Below are 2383 nucleotides of genomic sequence, written 5' to 3'. Positions count from 1 at the left end.
CCCGCCACATCCGCGCCACCGTCCACTACCAGCACGCCACCGAAACCCTCCACCACCACGGCACCACCACCTACCTCGAACTCGGCCCCGACCCCGTCCTGACCGCCCTCACCCACGAAACCCTCACCAGCACCAGCACCAGCACCAGCACCAGCACCAGCACCAGCACCAGCACCAGCGACGAAACCACCGGCGACAGCACCGGCAGCCGCACCGCCCCCGTCGCCGTCCCCCTGCTGCGCCGCAACCGGCCCGAAGCGGCCACCCTGCTCACCGCGCTCGCCACCGCACACACCCATGGCGTCCGCCTGGACTGGCCCGCCCTCTTCACCGGCCCCGACACGACCGGCCCCGACGCGGCGATCGCCCTGCCACACACCGTCCCCCTGCCCAACTACGCCTTCCAGCGCCAGCGCTTCTGGCTGCGCCCCGCCACCACCAGCGGCGACCCCACGACCCTGGGCCTCGCAGCCACCCAGCACCCGCTCCTGCGCGCCGCCCTCACCCCCGCCGACACCGACCAGACCATCCTCACCGGCCGGCTCTCCCTGCACACCCACCCCTGGCTCGCCGACCACGCCGTGCTGGGCTCCGTGATCGTCCCGGGCACGGTGTTCATCGAGCTCGCCCTGCACGCCGGCGAGATCACCGGGTACGACACCGTCGACGAGCTGATCGCCGAGGCGCCGCTGGTGCTGCCCGGCCGGCGCGGCGTCCAGGTACAGGTCGTCGTCGGCACACCGGACGAGACGGGACGCCGGCCGATCGCGGTCCACTCGCGGCCGGACGGCGAGCAGCCCCGCGCCGACGGCTGGACCCGCCACGTCAGCGGCTACCTGACCGCCGACGACACCCCCGGCGCGGACGCGGCGGCGGCCGAGGCGGCCGCCGCGCAGGCCCTGGCGACCTGGCCGCCTCCGGGCGCCGAGGCCATCAGCACCGACGGTGACGACAGCGACGGCGACGGCGGTCCCGGCAGCGGCAGCGCGTACGTCGACAGCGTCTACGAAGCCCTGGCCGGCGCGGGGCTGGTGTACGGGCCGACGTTCCGCGGGCTGCGCGCCGCCTGGCGGCGGCAGTCCGAACGGGGCGAGGAGCTGTTCGCCGAGATCGAGCTGCCCGAGCAGGTACGTGCGGACGCCGGCGACTTCGGCCTGCACCCCGCCCTGCTCGACGCGGCCGTGCACGTCAGCGCCCACCGGGGGCTGCTCGACGCCCCGCCAGGCCAGGTGCAGCTCCCGTTCGCCTGGTCGGGCCTGCGGCTGCACTCCGCCGGCGCGTCCGCGCTGCGGGTGCGGCTGGCGGTGACCGGGCCGGACCGGCTGTCCCTGCACACCGCCGACGGCACCGGCGCGCTCGTGCTGTCGATCGCCTCGCTCACCGGCCGGCTGGTGTCCTCGGCGCAGATCAACGCCGCGCGGGCCGCCGCCGGCGGGGCGACGGACGACGACACCCTGTTCGCGGTGGACTGGAAACCGCTGCCGACGTCGACGGCCACCGACCGGCGGACCTGGTCCGTGCTCGGCACCGAGGAGCACCTGCGCGACCTGCTGCGGCAGGTCCGCGCGGACACCCGCGCGTTCGCCGACCTCACCGACCTCACCGCCGCCCTCGACCTCGGCGAGCCCACCCCCGGCCTGGTCTTCGCCAGCGGCCTGCCGGCCACCGGCGTCGACGGCAGCGGCCCGAACGACAGCGCCGGCGCCGGCGACGGCGGCACCGGCGGCACTGGCGGTGACGTCCTGGCCGCCGCGCACGCAACGGCGCGCGGCGTCCTGGCCCAGGTGCAGGCGTGGACCGCCGAACGTCGGGTCGACGGCACCCAGCTCGTCATCGTCACCCGGCACGCGGTCGCCGTGGACGGCATCCCCGCCGACGCCCAGGGCACAGCCGACCCCCAGGGCACAGCCGACGCGCACACGACAACCGCTCAGGAGACGGACGCCAGCGGGACCGCCGGCGGCGGAACTGTCGGCAGCGGGGCCGTTGGCAGTGAAGTTGTTGACGAAGCTGTCGATGTCGCGTCCGCCGCCGTGTGGGGGCTGGTGCGTTCGGCGCAGGCCGAGCATCCCGGCCGGATCGTCCTGCTCGACGTCGACGACGATCCCGCCTCGGCCGCGGCGTTGCCGGCGGCGCTCGCCGTCGCGGACGCCGGCGGCGAGCCGCAGCTCGCGATCCGCGCGGGCAGCGTCACCGTCCCCCGCCTGGTCCGGGTTCCGGCGGCCGACCCGGCCGACGAGGCCGACCCGGCCGGCACGGCAGGCCCAGGCACGGATGTGGCCGCGGGCAGCTCAGCGTCCACCACGGACACCGCGCTGGACGCGCCGGACACCACGTCGGACACCACAGCGGCGGACACCACAGCGGCCGGCACAGCGGCCGG

General features: G+C 76.2%; 1 protein-coding gene. It reads left to right on the top strand.

Annotation, left to right across the window (positions count from 1 at the left end):
- A partial coding sequence (locus AC5LUJ_RS19965; RefSeq protein WP_493465502.1) for a SpnB-like Rossmann fold domain-containing protein occupies positions 1 to 2383 on the top strand: 2383 nt, incomplete at both ends.

The sequence above is a fragment of the Protofrankia sp. CiP1_Cm_nod3 genome (genome assembly GCF_982290655.1).
This window is presented reverse-complemented; position numbering and strand designations above follow the sequence as displayed.